General features: G+C 33.3%; 12 protein-coding genes. 4 read left to right on the top strand and 8 right to left on the bottom strand.

The window, feature by feature from the left end; all coding sequences use genetic code 11:
- Positions 1–174: 174 nt before the first annotated feature.
- From EDB96_RS03245 to EDB96_RS03235, 3 genes are all read right to left on the bottom strand, one after another.
- Complete coding sequence (locus tag EDB96_RS03245) at positions 175–1479, bottom strand: O-acetylhomoserine aminocarboxypropyltransferase/cysteine synthase family protein (protein ID WP_134139203.1); 1305 nt, start codon at positions 1477–1479, stop codon at positions 175–177.
- A 78-nt stretch (positions 1480–1557) separates the two neighbouring features.
- Positions 1558–1752 (bottom strand): hypothetical protein, encoded by a 195-nt coding sequence (locus tag EDB96_RS03240; protein WP_057117584.1) that lies wholly within the window; start codon positions 1750–1752, stop codon positions 1558–1560.
- Positions 1753–2146: 394 nt separating this feature from the next.
- On the bottom strand, positions 2147–4993 hold the full coding sequence (locus tag EDB96_RS03235; protein ID WP_134139201.1) for a TonB-dependent receptor plug domain-containing protein: 2847 nt from the start codon (positions 4991–4993) through the stop codon (positions 2147–2149).
- 532 nt (positions 4994–5525) lie between these two features.
- Here EDB96_RS03235 and metK point away from each other — a divergent pair.
- Positions 5526–6776 carry a methionine adenosyltransferase gene (gene metK / locus EDB96_RS03230; RefSeq protein WP_057117586.1) on the top strand — a complete coding sequence of 417 codons (1251 nt, stop codon included), beginning with the start codon at positions 5526–5528 and terminating at the stop codon, positions 6774–6776.
- Positions 6777–6887: 111 nt separating this feature from the next.
- Here the strand turns inward: metK and EDB96_RS03225 are convergent, their stop codons facing one another.
- From EDB96_RS03225 to EDB96_RS03215, 3 genes are all read right to left on the bottom strand, one after another.
- Positions 6888–9134 carry a hypothetical protein gene (locus EDB96_RS03225; protein WP_134139199.1) on the bottom strand — a complete coding sequence of 749 codons (2247 nt, stop codon included), beginning with the start codon at positions 9132–9134 and terminating at the stop codon, positions 6888–6890.
- Positions 9135–9226: 92 nt separating this feature from the next.
- Positions 9227–11911 (bottom strand): carboxypeptidase-like regulatory domain-containing protein, encoded by a 2685-nt coding sequence (locus EDB96_RS03220; RefSeq protein ID WP_134139197.1) that lies wholly within the window; start codon positions 11909–11911, stop codon positions 9227–9229.
- A gap of 38 nt (positions 11912–11949) precedes the next feature.
- Positions 11950–12834, bottom strand: a complete 885-nt coding sequence (locus EDB96_RS03215; RefSeq protein WP_057117686.1) for a GLPGLI family protein — start codon at positions 12832–12834, stop codon at positions 11950–11952.
- A 224-nt stretch (positions 12835–13058) separates the two neighbouring features.
- On the opposite strand from EDB96_RS03215, the gene EDB96_RS03210 reads away from it, so the two are divergent.
- From EDB96_RS03210 to EDB96_RS03200, 3 genes are all read left to right on the top strand, one after another.
- Positions 13059–13862, top strand: a complete 804-nt coding sequence (locus tag EDB96_RS03210; RefSeq protein WP_317126455.1) for a hypothetical protein — start codon at positions 13059–13061, stop codon at positions 13860–13862.
- Positions 13862–14476 (top strand): deoxynucleoside kinase, encoded by a 615-nt coding sequence (locus EDB96_RS03205; protein WP_057117590.1) that lies wholly within the window; start codon positions 13862–13864, stop codon positions 14474–14476. The genes EDB96_RS03210 and EDB96_RS03205 overlap by 1 nt, the downstream gene beginning before the upstream one ends.
- 105 nt (positions 14477–14581) lie before the next feature.
- Positions 14582–15253: an Imm6 family immunity protein gene (locus tag EDB96_RS03200; RefSeq protein WP_208326179.1), complete on the top strand. Its 672-nt coding sequence runs from the start codon at positions 14582–14584 to the stop codon at positions 15251–15253.
- A 168-nt stretch (positions 15254–15421) separates the two neighbouring features.
- On the opposite strand, the gene EDB96_RS03195 is transcribed toward EDB96_RS03200, so the two are convergent.
- Together EDB96_RS03195 and EDB96_RS03190 are read right to left on the bottom strand one after the other, a co-directional pair.
- Entirely contained in the window at positions 15422–17947 is a 2526-nt protein-coding gene (locus EDB96_RS03195; RefSeq protein ID WP_134139194.1) for a sodium-translocating pyrophosphatase, read from the bottom strand.
- 111 nt (positions 17948–18058) lie between these two features.
- The gene (locus tag EDB96_RS03190; RefSeq protein ID WP_057117592.1) at positions 18059–18589 is read right to left on the bottom strand and encodes an inorganic diphosphatase; all 531 of its coding nucleotides are present in this window, start codon (positions 18587–18589) and stop codon (positions 18059–18061) included.
- Between the last annotated feature and the right edge of the window lie 6 nt (positions 18590–18595).

The raw sequence follows: 18595 nt of genomic DNA, 5'->3' as shown, positions 1-18595 counted from the left end.
TAAGTTCATTTAATTTTCTTTGCGTTAAATTGCTAGACGCACTGTGGTGCATTTTACTAAATGAACTTATATCACTTATATGGTTGAATTTTTATAATGATGCTTTTCATAAAAAATTACCTTTAGCAATAACCAATCACTAAAGGCAATCTTTCAAACAAAAAACAAAAAAACCTAATTTTTATTAATACTGTATTGTGATAGCGAAACACTCTCAAAAACAGTTTGCAGATCTGCAATTAAATCTTCAATATCTTCAATTCCCACAGACAGACGAACCAAATCTTTTGAAACTCCTGTTTCGATTTGTTCTTCATCTGTTAACTGCTGATGTGTGGTACTTGCCGGGTGAATAATCAGCGATTTAGTGTCGCCAATATTGGCTAGTAAAGAGAATAATTTTGTATTATCTACAACTTTTTTAGCAGCATCAAAACCACCTTTTAATCCAAAAGTAATGATTCCGCTTTGGCCTTGTGGCAAATATTCTTGGGCTAAATCGTAATATTTATTCGATTTTAAACCTGGATAATTTACCCACACGACCTCATCTTGTTTCTCTAACCATTCGGCCAAAGCCAAAGCATTCTCACTATGTTTCTTGATTCGGATTGGAAGTGTTTCTAATCCTTGAATAATCTGAAAAGCATTAAATGGACTCAAAGCAGAACCAAAATCACGCAGTCCTTCAATTCGCGCTTTTGCAATAAAAGCCGCATTTCCTAAAGCTTCGTGATATACTAATCCATGGTAACCTGCAGACGGTTCGGTAAATTCAGGGAATTTTCCGTTTGCCCAGTCAAAATTTCCAGCATCAATGATAACGCCCCCTAAAGAAGTTCCGTTTCCAGCGATATATTTAGTTAAGGAGTGAATTACAATATCGGCACCATATTTAATTGGGTTCAATAAGTAAGGTGTCGCAACTGTATTGTCTACTATAAATGGCACTTTAAATGCTTTGGCTTCTGCCGAAATTCCTTTTAAATCTAAAACATCTAATTTTGGATTTCCGAGAGATTCAACAAAAAAAGCTCTTGTGTTTTCTTTTGCCGCTTTGGTAAAATTTTCTGGTCTTGAAGGATCTACAAATGTTGTTGTAATTCCTAATCTTGGTAATGTAACTTTCAGCAGATTATAAGTTCCTCCATATAAGCTGTTTGATGCAACTATATGATCTCCAGCTTTTAGCAAAGTCAATAATGTTGTAGAAATTGCCGATGCTCCAGATGCTGTTACTACCGCTCCGATTCCGCCTTCAAGTGCTGCCAGACGCTGTTCTAAAACGTCGTTTGTCGGATTATTTAATCTTGTATAAATAAATCCAGCTTCGGCAAGACCAAATAAATTGGCAGCGTGATCTGAATTGTTAAATACATACGATGATGTTTGGTAAATTGGCACTGCTCTTGTGCTTCCGTTTTTAGTAACATCGTGTCCTGCGTGTAATGCGTTTGTTGCAAATTTTTGTGTACTCATGATTTCTTAGTTTTTTTAGGTATTGTTATACGTTTATATTGTAATTAAGTTTTGAAATTGTAATTCAGTTAAAATGACTTAAATAAAAAAATCTTCTCCTTCTTCTTCAAGTGCATACATATGAAACAGTACTGATTTGTGAGTTTTTAAATATTGTTCCGGGTTATATTTTAAAGTTTCACTCGTTGATTCTTCAACTTTAGTATTATTTTTTTGTGAATCTGTTCTCAATAAGTATTGAAATGCAATTGTATTTATATCTAGTGTATTCATGATTTAAAATTTAAAATGAAAAAAGCCCTTTCGGATGGCTACCAAAAGGGCTTATAGTTCTAACTATAACAAAGATTTTATCTTTCACTTTTGGCAACAGCAAGTCGGGATGCACATTTGCATCATTCCACAACACATCATATTTCTTCTTGCTATTGCTTTCATTTTTTTAAATTGGTTTGTTTTTTTAATTCGACTAATTCGATAGAGTAAATGTAGTAATATTTTTTTAACTACCAAATTAAAATTCGATTTTTATTATTAAATTTTTATAATCACTTATTATATATACAATTATTCTAAAAGATGTCTCCAATTTAGCCACAGATTAGAAAATTAAAATGATTAAACAAACCTTTTAATTTGAGTAATCTTCGGCATCAATTCTAAATTCTTAAAACTTAAAGCTTAAACGTGCAAAACCAAATCTTCCGTTCAATCCAAATTGAGAAACTGCTCTTGAATAAGCAAACTGATTTGCATTGGTCAAGTCTGTACTTGGTGCTGGAGATAAAGTTGGAGTTGTATTTGTAAAAGCTGGAGTTGCCGGATTGTTTCTATCTGGATAAACGTCTCCTATATTATTAAATCCAACAGTCGCTCTAAAATGTTCGTTAATCTGATATCCGAAAGATAAATCTGTTACTAATTTTGCACTGTATTCTGGATGCTCGTATACAGAAGCTGATCCGTCAAGATTAACATCTGTTGCTCCTGGATCTGTAACTTTTCCGAAATAGCTGTTTCTTAAATAAATATCTAGTTTTTTGATGCTGAAAGTTGTCATTAAGTTTGCTTTTAATTTTGGAATTGCTTCTTCTAAATAAATTCGGCTTGATTCTGGAAAGAAAGAATAAATATACGGATCTCCTCCTGCATCAATTATTGATTGCGGAATGTGTAAATCTCCAACTCTTTTGGTTTCATTGTAACTCAAAGCAAAATCATTTCTGATTACGAAATCCTGAATAACATCATATTTTTGAGATATTACCAAATCAATTCCTTTAGTTTCAGAGTCGATTCCGTTTGTCCAGAACGAAGCTCTTTCTACACCTTTCAAATCAAATGCCTGTTGGAACAATGTCAACGCTTCTGCCTGCGTTGGAGATGTAGCGGCAGCAATTTGCGCATCTGTTGGTCTTGCATATTGTCCCGACAATACAACGCGATCATTGATTCTTGTAAAATAAGCATCAGTAGCAATGGTTATGTTAGCTTCAGGAATTTTAAATGTAAATCCTGTACTGATGCTTTTTGATTTCTCTGGTTTTAGGTTTTCTACACCAATACTTTTGGCAGCCTGCGAATCGTTTGTAAAATAACCTACTTGATATGGCGAACCATTGATGAATTGTGTTGAACTTGCTTCAAAATACTTTTGCTGTAATGAAGGCGCTCTAAAACCTGTTTGTCCAGAAATCCTCCAATTAATATTATCTGTCAATTTTAAAAGAGAGGCTAGTTTAAAAGTAACTGTACTTCCAAAATCTGAATAATTTTCATAACGCGCAGCTCCATTTACCAGCCATTTTTCTGTTGCATTCAATTCTAAATCAATATATCCTGCACCACTTTTTCTATCGCTTTCTTTAGCATCTGAAGGCTGGAAACCTGAGAATCCCTGTGCTCCTGCTCCACGTTTGTTTCCAAAGAAATCTGTAACTATTAAAGGAGAAGTGCTTGGCAAAATTCCCGTTACCAAATTTCCGTTTACATCATATAAGCCATAAGAAGCTTCATCTCCTTGTTTAATTTGGTAATTTTCATATCTGAATTCCCCGCCAAAAGCAACGTTTAATCCTGAAAGAACATCGTATTTTTTACTAAAGTCTAAATTGGTTGTACTTTGTAAAAACGAAACTTTACCGGCATCAAAACTAAAAGGAGAATTTGTTCCAAGGGTTGCATTAATAGTATTGTTTACATCATATTTGAATGAGTTTGTTCCAAGGTTTGTACTTAAATCGGTATCAAAACCAAATAATTCTGTGTTTACGCCAACCGCTGCAGAAGCATCTAATATATCTGATTCTATTTCTGGCAAAAATCCATTTTGATACACTTGCGTGAAAGTTCCAGAACCGTTTGGAAGCCTGTTAAACGCATACGATTTTCCATTTCTATACGACACTCCACCAAAAGAGTACAAAGAAGTACTTTCTGTTAAGGGATATTTCGCATTATAATATGCCTGACCAGAAGCAAGTTCTGACTGGCCAACACTCATATTATAGTCACTTCTTTGCTGTCCTCTGTAGGCTAATTCATTATTAGTAACATCAAAATTCAAAGCTGTCTGCATTTGCGCAATTGTTGTTGCAGATGCGATTGCAGTTTGCTGTGCTGCTGTAAAATAGCTTACTTGAGGAGCATATTGCTGTAATGAACTAATAATTTGAGCCGAGTTTCCAGTGGTATTAATGTTGGTGAATAATGAATTTATTTCAACTCCATTTTGTGCTGCTCGATTTTCAACAGCATTATAGGCATTAAAAATATTATTGCTTCTAATTCCTGCTCTGCTTGTTGCTTGTCTTGTAACGGCAGTTCCTGTAATATTGAAGAAACTTCCCGGTTTACCTAACGAAGTTCCGTAATTTAAATCGACTTGTACAGTTTGCCCGTCTGCTCCTCCTTCGAAATTATTAGATCCAGATGACAAATTAGTTCCGTATTGAATTCCTCCAGTAAGAAAGTCAGCGTTCTTTTTTAATACAATATTAATTACTCCGGCAATTGCATCAGAACCGTATTGGGCCGCAGCTCCATCTCTTAAAACTTCAATTCTTTCTATTGCAAAAGACGGAATCGCATTTAAATCTGTTCCAACAGAACCTCTTCCTGGCGATCCGTTTATATTAACTAAAGCACTTGTGTGTCTTCTTTTTCCGTTTACTAAAATTAAAACCTGATCTGGTCCTAATCCTCTTAATTGCGCTGGATCAACGTGATCTGTTGCATCTGCTGTTGATGTTGCGTTACTTGTAAACGAAGGCGCAACATAGTTTAATATTTGAGTTACGCTGGTTTGCGGCGCACCTTTTGTTATTTCGCCCACGTTAAAAACATCAACCGGAACCGGCACATCTGTTTTTACTCTGTTTTTACTTCTAGATCCAATAACTGTTACTTCTGTTAATTCATTACTCTTTAAAGTATCCTGCTCTTTTTTATTGTCCTGAGCATAAATACCTGAAAATGTAAAAAGACCTAAAACGATTAGTACATTTTTTTTCATTTTTTTAACTGATTAATTAGTTGTTTTTGGCTTAAAAAAAATCTTACAGCTTTCTTTTTTGAACAAAAAAAACCTCTGCGGTCTGCAGAGGTTCTATATATGTTGTTGAAAAAAAACTACAATAGAGTCTCTGCGGATAACTCCGGCATCTTACAAGACATCATATTGCAAATTGTAAATTTCATTTCTTTCTGTTATTTTAACGAAGCAAATGTGCGAACTATTTTTTAATCGACCAAACAAAAACCAAAATAATTTCTATTACCCTATCAATCTAGTATGTTTTTGTTAAATTTCTGTTGTAAAAAATAAAAAAAGTTGAACTTTAATTTGCAAATCAAAATGGTTTTGTACTTTTGCACGCGAATACAGAGGAAAAATTTGAACTGATTGCAACCTCTTCATAATGAAATGGTTCGTTATGAATACTGAAAGATAGATTTCAGTAGTAAAAAATGCTAAAGCAGGAACTCTCCTTTAGCACTTTCAGCAATTACTTTTTCCTCGCTTAATGTTAATTTAATAAATTATTATGGCTTATTTATTTACGTCAGAATCTGTTAGTGAAGGGCATCCAGACAAAGTTGCAGATCAAATTTCGGATGCTTTAATTGATAACTTTCTGGCATTTGATGCTGATTCAAAAGTAGCTTGTGAAACATTAGTTACTACAGGTCAGGTAATTTTAGCAGGTGAAGTAAAATCGAATACTTATCTTGATGTACAACAAATTGCACGTGAGGTAATCCGTAAAATTGGATATACTAAAAGTGAATATATGTTTGAAGCGAATTCTTGTGGAATTCTTTCTGCAATTCACGAGCAGTCTGCAGACATTAATCAAGGGGTTGACAGAGCGAAGCCAGAAGAGCAAGGTGCTGGAGACCAAGGAATGATGTTTGGTTACGCTACAAACGAAACTGAAAACTTCATGCCATTGGCACTTGATTTATCTCATAAATTATTACAAGAGTTAGCTATTTTAAGACGTGAAAACAAAGAAATCACTTATTTACGTCCAGATGCTAAATCTCAAGTAACTTTAGAATACAGCGACGATAACAAACCGACTCGTATTGATGCAATTGTTATCTCAACACAACATGACGATTTTGATGAAGAGGCTGCAATGCTTGCTAAAATCAAAAAAGATATTATCGAAATCTTGATTCCAAGAATTATCGCTAAAAACCCAGAGCACGCTCATTTATTCAACGATAAAATCAACTACCATATTAACCCAACAGGAAAATTTGTTATTGGAGGACCTCACGGAGATACTGGTTTAACAGGAAGAAAAATTATCGTTGATACTTACGGTGGAAAAGGTGCTCACGGTGGTGGTGCATTCTCTGGAAAAGATCCAAGTAAAGTAGATAGGAGTGCCGCTTATGCGACACGTCATATCGCTAAAAACTTAGTTGCTGCAGGTGTTGCTGACGAAATCTTAGTTCAGGTTTCTTACGCAATTGGAGTTGCTGAACCAATGGGAATTTTCATTGAAACTTACGGAACTTCAAAAGTAAACTTAACTAACGGTGAAATCGCTAAAAAAGTAGAAGCTATCTTCGATATGCGTCCTTACTTTATCGAGCAGCGTTTAAAATTAAGAAACCCAATCTACAGCGAAACTGCTGCTTACGGACACATGGGACGTAAACCAGAAACTGTAACTAAAACTTTCTCTGCTCCAGGCGGAAACGAAAAAACAGTTACTGTTGAATTATTTACATGGGAAAAACTTGATTTTGTTGATCAAGTAAAAGCTGCATTTGGATTGTAAATCTAGACTTATAGACTCGCTTAGATCGTTAGACATCTTAGTTAGCCTGAACATAAAAAAGCCGATTTCTTAAATTAGAAATCGGCTTTTTGCTTTTAGAACTTAGTCTTATTAATATGTTCCGTTTTGCATTTTTGCTAACGTGTCTTTAATTTCAGTCGCAGTTTCTTCTTCAGTCACACCAGATAAATATTTCACTGCTAAAGTCTGAGTTTCGATTGCTTTTTGCTTTTGTCCGTCTTTATAATATAACTGCGCCAAAGTATCTAAATAATATGGATTGTTTTTAGTAACAACCAAACTGTATTCAGACCATTTGATAGCATCTTTTAAAAAGTTAGAATTCTGAGGTTTTAATACCACACTCCAAGCTGCTGTATTTGCAAGGTTAGAATGATATTCTTTAAACATATTCCAGCCGTCATAAGAATAACTTGAACTAGAATCTAATCCTGCAAAAATGGCGTCTAATTTTTCAATTGGACTTGTTCCTGCCAAAGTATTATCAAAATAGGTATTGAATTCTTTTAAGAAAGTTGTGTTAGAACCATCTTTGTCTTCAACCTGACCTAAATAATCAAAATAATTGCGGTAAGCATCAAAATTACCTTTACCAGACGCAATTATCTTTTTATAAATAGAATTGACTTTTTCTTTATTGATATTTCCTGTAACTCCATCTTGAGATGCATAAAGGTTTAACTGTAACGCATTTGAAATTTCAGTAACTGGACTTCCAACATTATGAAGTTGTCCTACTATACTATTGAACTCTGCACGTTTGTTTTCTATATCATCAGAATGTTTAAGCAAATAGTCTATCGCCAAGAAATCGGTGTCGTTTAAAATTTTATCTTCATTAAAAAGCTGTTTTGTAAATCCTTGGTTTTTGATTTCCTTTACAATTGTTTCAACCAAATACATATCTGATTTAGTATCTTTTTGATGAGCTTCAATTAATTTTTTCCAACTTGCGGCAACTTCTTTTTTGTCTAAAGGTGTTTTTGTGAATACAAATTCTGTTGAATTAGGATCTGTTACTACATCTTCTGAATCGTAGTCATAAGAAGCTTCGAGCATTGCTGCTTTATTAAAAGCCTTAATTATATCGGCATCACCTGCTTTTTTATTCTTTAAAACAGTATTCATTGCTAAAAAAGCATCTGTTCGCAGAAGTTTGCGATAAAAATCGCCATAATAACTAAATTGATATTTCTGAGCTTCTAAATCAGATTTTGCAACTGCTAGTATATTGCCTTGACCGTTCAATACCAATACGCTTGGATCATTTGTTATTTTATTGTTTTTGAGCCATTTTTTATCATCGGCTCCAGCCAAATAATAATTAAAAACATCGTAAACAGGATTATAAGCATCGTACATACTATATCCTGCTTGAGTTTCTTGATCTTTTATAAATAAATCAAAACTCTCTTTTGCTTCTTTTTTACTATTGACATAAACTCCTAAAAACTTATTATTGTTTGATTCTTTAGTCGCCGAAATGGCTTTGTTCAGATTATTTTCAATTTTTAATTTAAAATCATATTGTGTATAAGCTGGAGTTGCTACATCTTCAACGGCAACCACAACACTATCTTTTGCAACAATTCCTGTCCCAAAATCTTCGTTAACCAAAACATTTTCTTTACCTGGATAAGTCCAATTTGCAATAGACAAACTTTCTAGAGGAGTAACTTTTGAAGTTTTGGCTGCTGGCTGAGGATCTTTTTCATTAGTAAAAACCAAAGGATTTAATCCTGATTTTTCAGAGATTATCAATTGATTGGTTTTTCTATCAAAAAATCCTGAAATTTTCAAATCTCCCAAAACTGCCAATTCATAACCAATTGTTATTTCAGAAACATCTTTTGGCAATGCATATTTATTAACCGTCGTTGGGTTGTAATTATCTTCAAATACTAAATATAAAAAGTCTGCTTTTTCAATTTCAAAAGTAAGATCAGTTTCCTTCCATTCTGGATCTATCTTCGTTTTAATGTCTGAAATTCTTTGGTATTTAATTTCTTCTTTACCTTTTTGGGTTCCTATATAAAAGGAATAATACGAAGGATCTAAGAATTTTACTTTTACACTTTTGGCTTTTTTATCAACTTTAAAAGAAAGATCAAAGTTAGTTTGTGCTTCTACATTTTTAGCAAATAGCAATGAATCTCCTTTTACCTCATAATCACCTGAATAAAATACCAGCTCATATTTGTTGCCGTCCAATAAATTTAATTTGATTTTCTGGCCTTTGTTTGTAGATAAATACGTTCCTTTTTCATTATTTTCTTGAGAAAAAGACATAGAAATTGCCGAAGTAGATAGCAATAAACTCCAAATAAAATTGCGCATAATATAAAAATTTGGCTGTTAATATTCATGTAAAGATATTCCATTCTTATTTAAATAAACACCTTATTTATAAAATTAAACCAATTCTATTACTATAAATTATATTTCATCGAAAAGATGATGTATCGGGGCTGTACGGTATATTGAGAAACTCTTGTAGAGAATTGCGTAAAATTATCATCGTTCAAATATCTTGTATTTAACAAGTTGGTTGCCGAAATTTTATACTCCCATTTACTGTTTTTCTTTTGATAAATTAAACTGGCACTTAAGAAATCATATTCATTATCGACCGTTTTATCTCCGTTGTAATAATGGTAAAATTCATACTCCGAAACAAAAGAGAAACTATCTAAGAAATAGTAATCTAATCGGGCAAATGGTTTATCGGTATAAAAGGTAGAACCGCTGTATTTATTCACCAAAAGATTGTAACCAAATTCGATATTCGGGAGTTTTTTATAATTTGTTGATGCTTTTATGGTGTAACTCTGCACAAAACTTTCGGTTGTTCTCAATTCGTTATCTTGAATATTATTGAACTTTGACCAGTTGATACTCGCACTTGCCGACGCTTTGTAATTTTTTAAAAATGAACGCCCATAAGATCCCATTCCAGAAAAAGTTTCATCGTCTAAATTTGAATTGTATGGAACTGACGATTGATTAATTCCATCAAAATCTGCTTTCGTTTTAATAGCATCTACTTTTCTCGTGTAAGTTGCATTGGCAAAAATATTTTCAAAATTGAACATATTATACTTGAAATAACGAAGCGAATGCACTTGCGAAGTGGCATTTTCTAAAAATCGATTTCCATGAAACAAATTGCTGTAATTGGACAAAACATAACCTGCTGCCAACTGATTAACATCTGTAAAATCATTGGTTAAAGAGAAATTATAAGTCAATGTTTCTGACTTTTTAATTTGATATAAAGCGAAGAAATCCGGCAGTAATTTGGTAAAACTTTGAGAATAATCACTCCCTAATTGTCCGTTTGTCATTTGGTAAGAATGCAGGCTGACTCCTGGTGTTAAAGTAAATTTTCCCTTTAAGATTTTATAATGAAAGCCTAGAAAAGCATCATTAAATCTATAATCTACATCATTGTTATTCGCCGGATCGTTCAAATCATTTCGTGTTCCGTTATCCAATATTTGGAAAATATGAGAATTGAAATTTTGGTACGAATAAGTATTTCCTAAAGTAATATTGATATTGCTTTTTGGCGTTACCATATAATAGTAATCCAGTTTAGCATCTAGTTTATTGGTTTTTACAAAACGATTTTGATTGTAATCATTTCGATCTTGTTTAACAAATCCTGACAAACGAAAAGGAAGCGTCGCCAGATTGGCATTATAAAAAGGATTCTCGTCTTGGTACAAATGCTGCATTTCAAAAGCAAAAATATTTTTGTCGCTTTGTGTGTAATACAAACTCAAGTTCTGATTAATCGAAGTTGGATCTTGTTTTTTTGTTGTAAAAATAGTTTCTGGAGTAGATTCGTTCAGTACAATCTGTTCTCTAAATAAATCTGAATATTCTTCTTGTTTGGTCAACTTGGTTAAGATATCATAATCAAACTGAAATTTATCGTTTGGTTTGTAAGTCGAACTTAATTTGAAAAGCCCCAAGTTATTCTTTTGACTTGTATTTTCGTCTCTTCTTTCCTGATTTCCAGAATTTAAAAATGTAGTCTGAGATTTGGTTTCTAATTCTGTTTTTGAAGTAGAAAGAATTCCGAAACCACTAATATTCCAAGATTTTGTAACTGAATAAGCGAAGTTTGTTGCACCAAATTTTGTTTCAATTTCTTTAGCGCGATTATTTCGAAGCAATGAAATTCCTAAATCGTTTGACGAAACATTAAAACTGCTTCCACCTTTTTTCATTAGATTTTTGAATCCTCCGGTGAACTTAAAATAATCCTGTGCCGTTAAAGGTAATTCTCCAATATTATTAAAATTGGTAATTAAATTGATGCTGTATTTCGGACTGTAATAAAATAATTTTGGGTTAATTATATAACGGCTGTCTAATTCTCCAACGCCAATTCCTGCGGTAACATCTCCAAACCAAAAGTTCTTCTTTCCATCTTTTAGTTTAATATTCATCGCCACATTGTCTTGATCGTTTTCCAGACCTTTTAATGCACTGACTTCATTATAATTTCTAAGAACTTGGATTTTATCAATGGCATCTGCGGGAATATTTTTTACGCCTAATTTAGTATCTCCGTCAAAAAAATCTTTTCCTTCAACCATCAATTTACTGACTTTTTTTCCTTCCACTTCAATTTCTCCGTCGGCATTTACCTCAACGCCCGGAAGTTTTTTCAAGACATCTTCCAGTTTTTTTTCAGTTCCTGATTTAAAAGAATCTGCGTTATAAACAATCGTATCTCCTTTTATTGAAACGGGCATTTCGCGCACAATTTCAACACCTTCCAATTCAATTCCTGCTCCATCCAACACAATATTCTGGTTCATGTTTTCAGCTTTAGTTGTTACGGCGATTTCTTTCGATTTCATTCCGAGGTAACTAACTTTGATTGTATAAGCAGTATTCGGTTTTAAAGTCAGCTGGAATTTTCCTTTATCATTGGTAATTCCGTAAGAGTCCATTGCTTTTGTAGCTGTATTTACAGCCATAATATTGGCCATCTCCAACGGATTTTTTTGTTCGTCTTGAATAAATCCATCAAAACGAATACTTTGTGAAAAAGAAACAGAAGTAATTAAAAAAGCTAAGAAAAGATATAATTTGCTCATTAAAAGAATACTTAGAATAAATAATAAATGCCAGAAATTTATCTTCCCATTGGAGGTGGCCCGCCGGCGCGACCACGGTTCATTTCTCTAAATTCTTCCATTTTTTTAATTACTGTTTCGTCGTAATCTTTTTGAGAAATTACTTTCCCTTTTTTAGAAGGTTTTATTTCTACTTTATCCTTTGCATTCAAAACAATTTTAGAACATAAAATAGTTGTTCTTCCATCATTTACTTCCAAAATCAAACCTGGAAGTCCCCAATAATTCTCTGGCCCCTGATTTACAGGAATCTCTGGTGTATACCAAGCCGTTACAACAATTTCTTTTGGCATCTCGAAGTTATCCTCAAAATTGGTTTTTGTGTCTCCAGAAGTCTTCTTTGGTTCTTCTTTTTTATCATCATTATTTTTAGGTCGGAAGTTTCTAAAATCGGTTTTACTTGCTTCTTTTACTGCTGTTGCTTTAAAACAATTGTAACCGCCAATTTGTTTGGTTTCCTGCTCTAGCTTCCAGTTTAATTTCGGCAGCGAATCGACAACTAAAAATTCTTTTCCCATAAATTCTTTATCAACGGTATACGATTTTGTTTTCACGTCTTTGTAGAAAGTGCCTCCGCCTCCCATGAAAGAGTTCATCATAATACGCATACCGCCTTGCTGTCCAGGAGCTTCTAATTTTTCCTCCTCTTTATAAATTGATGCCGATTTATCGAAGTTTAGAATAAATGTTTTCTCCAGCATTTTTTTCATACGCTCTTCCATATTCTTTTGCATCTCTGGCGTAATGTCTCTGTTTCCGCGCATTCCTTCAAACTTTGGCGCTTGAGTTTTTGACTCATAAACTGCCATTCCCTGAAAATCTTTTTGAGCTTGAATTTGTGTACCAACAAGCATCAATGTCATATAAAAAAATATTTTCTTCATTTCATTTTCTTTAAAAGTGAGTAAATCCGAGAAACTTACAATCAAATGTATTATTAATTTAAAAGTACTAAAAATTAAATATATTAATAGCCGCACGGCATAGACAGAAGCCCTTATTTTTTAGACTATTAGAATTAAAAAAGGTTTAAATGCTAAAATTGAACTTCTAATGAGGGATTTTTGTAATTTGCACTCTTGTAAATTTATTTCTAATGCGTGAAACTGTGCAAAAACTTGTATATTTTTTATTTCTTTTCTGCACTTTTAATGCATTGACTGCTCAGGAAGCCAGCATAAATCCGAAATTAATTTCTCATTATAAAAATGAAGCTGAACAATTTTTAGGATACGATTCTTTTGGTTATTCTTATCAGATAACAAATAATGTTTTTAGTAAAATTAAAGGGAAAGAGATATTTGAATATAAAAATGTTTCTCTTGGAAAAATTACAAAAGTCGATTTACAAAATCCGCTGAAAATAGTTTTGTTTTATGAAGACTTTAATAGCGTCGTTTTATTGGATAATCAATTGAATAAAATGACAGAAATTAATTTTTCGCAAAATTCAACGCCTATTGTAGTTGCCGGAATCGGGATGTCTACTCAAAATCAATTATGGATTTACAACACTTTAAATCAGCAGATTGGTCTTTTTGATTATTTAAAAAATGAATATAAAACCGTTTCAATTCCGTTAACAGAGCCTATTAAATATTATCAGACTGATTTCAATACTTTCTATTGGATCGACAAAAATAACAACTGGTTTTCTTGTGACATTTTTGGAAAAATTACTTCGTTGGCCAAAATAGAAGACTTTGATAAAATTGAAATAATAAATCCTTCACAATATATCTTCAGCAGAGATAGCTTACTTTATTTTAAAGGGATTAATAAAGCAAATCCTGATGTAATTTCTGAGATTAAAATTTTAGAAAAAACCTTTACCAATTTTTATTACAAAGACCAAATTTTATCTATTTTTACATCTACAGATATATCAAATTATAAAATCGTAACACCGTAATGCACATAGCAATAGCAGGAAACATAGGCGCAGGAAAAACTACTTTGACCAAATTATTAGCGAAACATTTTAAATGGGAACCTCATTATGAAGATGTAGTTGATAATCCGTATTTAGATGATTTCTATCATCAGATGGAACGCTGGTCATTTAATCTTCAGATTTATTTCTTGAACAGCCGTTTTCGTCAAGTGCAGCAAATTCGCGAAAGCGGGAAAAAAATCATTCAAGACAGAACGATTTATGAAGATGCACATATTTTTGCTCCGAACTTATATGCAATGGGTTTGATGACAAGCCGTGATTTTGAAAATTACACTTCTTTGTTTGAATTAATGGAATCTTTGGTTAAAGCTCCAGATTTGTTGATTTATTTAAGAAGTTCTATTCCGAATTTGGTTGGGCAGATCCATAAACGCGGACGTGAGTACGAAAACTCAATTTCTATTGATTATTTAAGCCGTTTGAACGAAAGATATGAAGCTTGGATTCAGACTTACACCAAAGGAAAATTATTAATTATTGATGTTGATAATATTAATTTTGTTGATAATCCGGAAGACTTAGGAAACATCATTAATCGAATTGATGCTGAATTGAACGGGTTGTTTTAGTTTATAAATTTACCATATACCATCCTCATTACAAGTTTTTAGTAATGAGGATTTTTTATTTGAGAAATATTTCTTACTTTTTCAAATAAATAGGTATGTTTTAAAATGAATCTAAAATTAATAAAAACTGAACATAATTATGATTTAGCTTTAGAAAGAATAAATATTCTTTCTAAAGCTAAATTAAATATAAATGACACTAATGAATTAAATACATTAGTAAAACTTGTTGAAGAATACGAACAAATACATTATCCGTTCTCAAAAATAGATGTAATTGATAGAATTAAATATATGCCTGAGGAAAATAAAGTGCTTTTATTACTAGTACTATCTCAACAAATCGTACCTAAATTATCCCAAAAACAAGATCAGAATATTGCCCAGCAAGCCCTTGATCTCTGTTGGACTTGGATGCAAACTCAAAATGATATAGGTGAATATTTGTATAATATATTAGATGATGAAAATAGTAAAGGAATAACTATAATCCAGGAAATGTCTGAAATTAATAAAGATAAAATGGCTTGGGATTGTATTATTGATGCAGTTGCTTATACAAGCCGTAAAGCATATGAAAAAACAGGTGCAAACTTTTTCCCTGAACCTATAGCATTAGTGGATGATACACTGATAAATCATTTTATAGAATGTTATAGTAAATGCATTCCGAAATATGTAGAATACATTAACAAGATTGAATATTATTTGAATGATTACAAGATTGACAGGAATAAAACATTGAAAGATCAAATATTAAATCAATTAATTTTTTAAAAATATTTTTGTGATTTGATTCACATAAAAAAAGCCTCTAAATAATTTTTAGAGACTTTTCCTTTTAATTATCCTAACAGGTTTCCAAAACCTGTTAAGTATTTTTTTATTCTCATCGCTTAACTAGATATCTAACAGGTTTTGGAAACCTGTTAGGAGTATCGTTTTTTATTGTGCAGCATTAATTTTTGCCTGCACTTCTTCTTCTGTTCCTTCGTAAACTTCTGTAGTTGTTTTACCATTTTCTGTTTTAGTAACAGTTCCAGTCGTTTTTCCGTTTATATTTTTAACCTCAACTCGAACAGATTTTCTTTCATAACCTGCATCAGAGTATTTTCCCCTTGCATCAAAATGCGCTAAACATTTAGCCGTTTCTTCTGGAGAACAGCCTTTTTCTTTGCACATTTTAATACATTCTTCTTTTGTCATTCCAGACATGTCTCCACATTTAGAAACTCCTCCATGCATTTCAGTTTTTGCACAGCAAGAAGCTGAAGCTGCTATATCTGATGGAGAATGTCCTTCTCCCAAAATCGGCGCAATTACCAATCCAATCAAACAGGTTAATTTAATTAAAATATTCATTGATGGTCCAGAAGTATCTTTAAATGGATCTCCAACTGTATCTCCAGTAACTGCTGCTTTATGTGCATCAGAGCCTTTATACGTCATTTCACCATTAATCATAACTCCTGCTTCAAAAGATTTTTTAGCATTATCCCAAGCTCCTCCAGCATTGTTTTGAAAAACTGCCCAAAGAACTCCAGAAACGGTAACTCCAGCCATATATCCACCTAACATTTCTGCAATTAGCTGGTTATTATCTCCGTAAACTAATTTTCCAATCAAGACAATTAGAATCGGAAAACCAATTGTCAAAATCCCAGGAAGCATCATTTCGCGTAAAGCAGCTTTTGTAGAAATCTCAACGCATTTCCCATACTCTGGTTTTCCAGTTCCTTCCATAATTCCAGGAATTTCTTTGAACTGGCGGCGCACTTCGTATACCATATCCATCGCAGCTTTTCCAACAGAATTCATCGCCAAAGCGGAGAAAACCACCGGAATCATTCCGCCGACAAATAACATCGCTAAAACGGGTGCTTTAAAAATATTAATTCCGTCAATTCCTGTAAAAGTTACATAAGCTGCGAATAATGCTAGTGAAGTTAAAGCTGCAGAAGCAATTGCAAAACCTTTTCCAGTTGCGGCTGTTGTATTTCCAACAGAATCTAAAATATCAGTTCTAGTACGAACTTCTTTTGGTAATTCGCTCATTTCTGCGATTCCTCCAGCATTATCAGAAATTGGCCCGAAAGCATCAATTGCTAATTGCATTGCTGTAGTTGCCATCATAGCTGATGCTGCCAAAGCCACTCCATAAAATCCTGCCAAAGCATAAGAAATCCAAATTGCTCCAGCGAACAATAATACGGTTGGAAAAGTCGAAATCATTCCAGTTGCCAAACCAGCAATTACGTTTGTTCCCGCCCCTGTGGATGATTTTTGAACAATAGCCAAAACTGGTTTTGTTCCTAATCCTGTATAATATTCTGTTACAGATGAAATAGCACCGCCAACAACTAATCCTACCAAAGTAGCATAGAAAACTCGCAATGATGAAATCGCTTTTGATCCTTCACCAAAAAAACTCATCTGCATCGTTTCCGGAAGCATATATTGTACTAAAAAGAAACACGCAACAGCAGTTAAAGCTATCGAAACCCAGTTTCCTATATTTAATGCTTTCTGCACTTGTGCTTCTTTTGCATTGTCATCTGAAATTTTTACTAAAAGTGTCCCAATAATTGAGAATATAATTCCGAAACCAGCAATTGCCATTGGAAGCAAAATTGGACCAATTCCCCCAAAAGCATCATTGATACTTCCGCCCATATCTTTGATCACATAATTCCCTAGTACCATTGCGGCAAGAACTGTTGCTACATACGACCCAAATAAATCGGCTCCCATTCCGGCAACGTCTCCAACATTATCTCCCACGTTATCAGCAATTGTTGCAGGATTACGTGGATCGTCTTCTGGAATTCCCGCTTCAACCTTACCAACTAAATCGGCACCAACATCTGCTGCTTTGGTATAGATTCCGCCTCCAACTCTGGCAAACAAAGCGATTGATTCTGCACCAAGTGAAAATCCAGCTAATGTTTCTAGAACAACTGTCATTGTTTCGGTGTCTTTCCAAACTCCGTCAGAAAAAAGATTAAAGAAAATAATAAAAAAAGCTGTTAAACCTAAAACGGCTAAACCTGCAACGCCTAAACCCATTACGGTTCCGCCTCCAAAAGAAACCTTTAAGGCTTGCGGAAGACTTGTGCGCGCAGCTTGAGTAGTTCTAACGTTTGTCTTAGTTGCTATTTTCATTCCAATATTTCCAGCGTAAGCCGAAAATAATGCTCCAAAAATAAATGCAATTACGATTAATAAATGTGTTTTTACACCCGGAATAAAAGTAATTCCTGCCAAGGCTAAACTGGCTATAATTACAAATATGGTTAATAGTTTATATTCGGCTTTTAGGAAGGCTAAGGCTCCTTCGTAGATGTAATCTGAAATCTCTTTCATCTTGCCATCTCCAGCATCTTGTTTTAAAACCCAAGTCCTTTTTATTCCCATGAAAAGTAATCCTAAAACTGCCATAATAATTGGCAGGTAAATCATAAATGCATTCATAATTTTTAATGGTTTTGGTTAATAGTCAACAATCTAACTGAAACGAATTTAAACAAAAAAGCAATACTCCTGACGGAGTATTGCTTTTTTTATAAAATATAGAACCTTAAATTATTTAATACTAAATAATCCCTCTGGTTTATTTTCAATATCGTTAAAACGTTTTGTACACTCAGCAATAATTTCAAATGCTTCGTTCACGTCTCCCCATCCTTCAACATCTACTTTCTTGTTTTCAAGATCTTTGTAAACTTGGAAGAAATGCTCGATTTCTTTAACTAAGTGAGGGTTGATGTCTGATAAATCTGTTAATGAATTCCAGATTGGATCTGAAACTGGTACACAAATAATTTTTTCATCTGGTCCTTTATCATCTGCCATATGGAAAACACCAATTGGCTTAACTTCCATAACACATCCAGGAAAAGTTGGTTCGTTTACCAAAACTAATACATCAAGAGGATCACCGTCTAAAGCTAAAGTTTCTGGAATAAATCCGTAATCTGCTGGATACATCATTGAAGAGAATAACATTCTGTCGAAACGCATTCTTTTAATTTCAAAATCGTACTCGTATTTATTTCTGCTTCCTCTTGGTATTTCGATTAATACATCGAAAGTCGTTAATTTGTCTGCGGTCATTTTCGT

The sequence above is a fragment of the Flavobacterium sp. S87F.05.LMB.W.Kidney.N genome, from assembly GCF_004366435.1.
Classification (GTDB): Bacteria; Bacteroidota; Bacteroidia; order Flavobacteriales; family Flavobacteriaceae; genus Flavobacterium.
Note: the sequence above shows the minus strand (reverse complement) of the source record. Positions and strands in the feature narration are given on the sequence as shown.

Coding starts and splice junctions, on each gene's coding strand:
- EDB96_RS03205 (WP_057117590.1), top strand. CDS start 13,862: ATGCACATAGCAATAGCAGGAAACATAGGCGCAGGAAAAACTACTTTG.
- EDB96_RS03225 (WP_134139199.1), bottom strand. CDS start 9,134: ATGCGCAATTTTATTTGGAGTTTATTGCTATCTACTTCGGCAATTTCT.
- EDB96_RS03220 (WP_134139197.1), bottom strand. CDS start 11,911: ATGAGCAAATTATATCTTTTCTTAGCTTTTTTAATTACTTCTGTTTCT.
- EDB96_RS03215 (WP_057117686.1), bottom strand. CDS start 12,834: ATGAAGAAAATATTTTTTTATATGACATTGATGCTTGTTGGTACACAA.
- EDB96_RS03200 (WP_208326179.1), top strand. CDS start 14,582: ATGAATCTAAAATTAATAAAAACTGAACATAATTATGATTTAGCTTTA.
- EDB96_RS03190 (WP_057117592.1), bottom strand. CDS start 18,589: ATGACCGCAGACAAATTAACGACTTTCGATGTATTAATCGAAATACCA.
- EDB96_RS03195 (WP_134139194.1), bottom strand. CDS start 17,947: ATGAATGCATTTATGATTTACCTGCCAATTATTATGGCAGTTTTAGGA.
- metK (WP_057117586.1), top strand. CDS start 5,526: ATGGCTTATTTATTTACGTCAGAATCTGTTAGTGAAGGGCATCCAGAC.
- EDB96_RS03235 (WP_134139201.1), bottom strand. CDS start 4,993: ATGAAAAAAAATGTACTAATCGTTTTAGGTCTTTTTACATTTTCAGGT.
- EDB96_RS03245 (WP_134139203.1), bottom strand. CDS start 1,479: ATGAGTACACAAAAATTTGCAACAAACGCATTACACGCAGGACACGAT.
- EDB96_RS03240 (WP_057117584.1), bottom strand. CDS start 1,752: ATGAATACACTAGATATAAATACAATTGCATTTCAATACTTATTGAGA.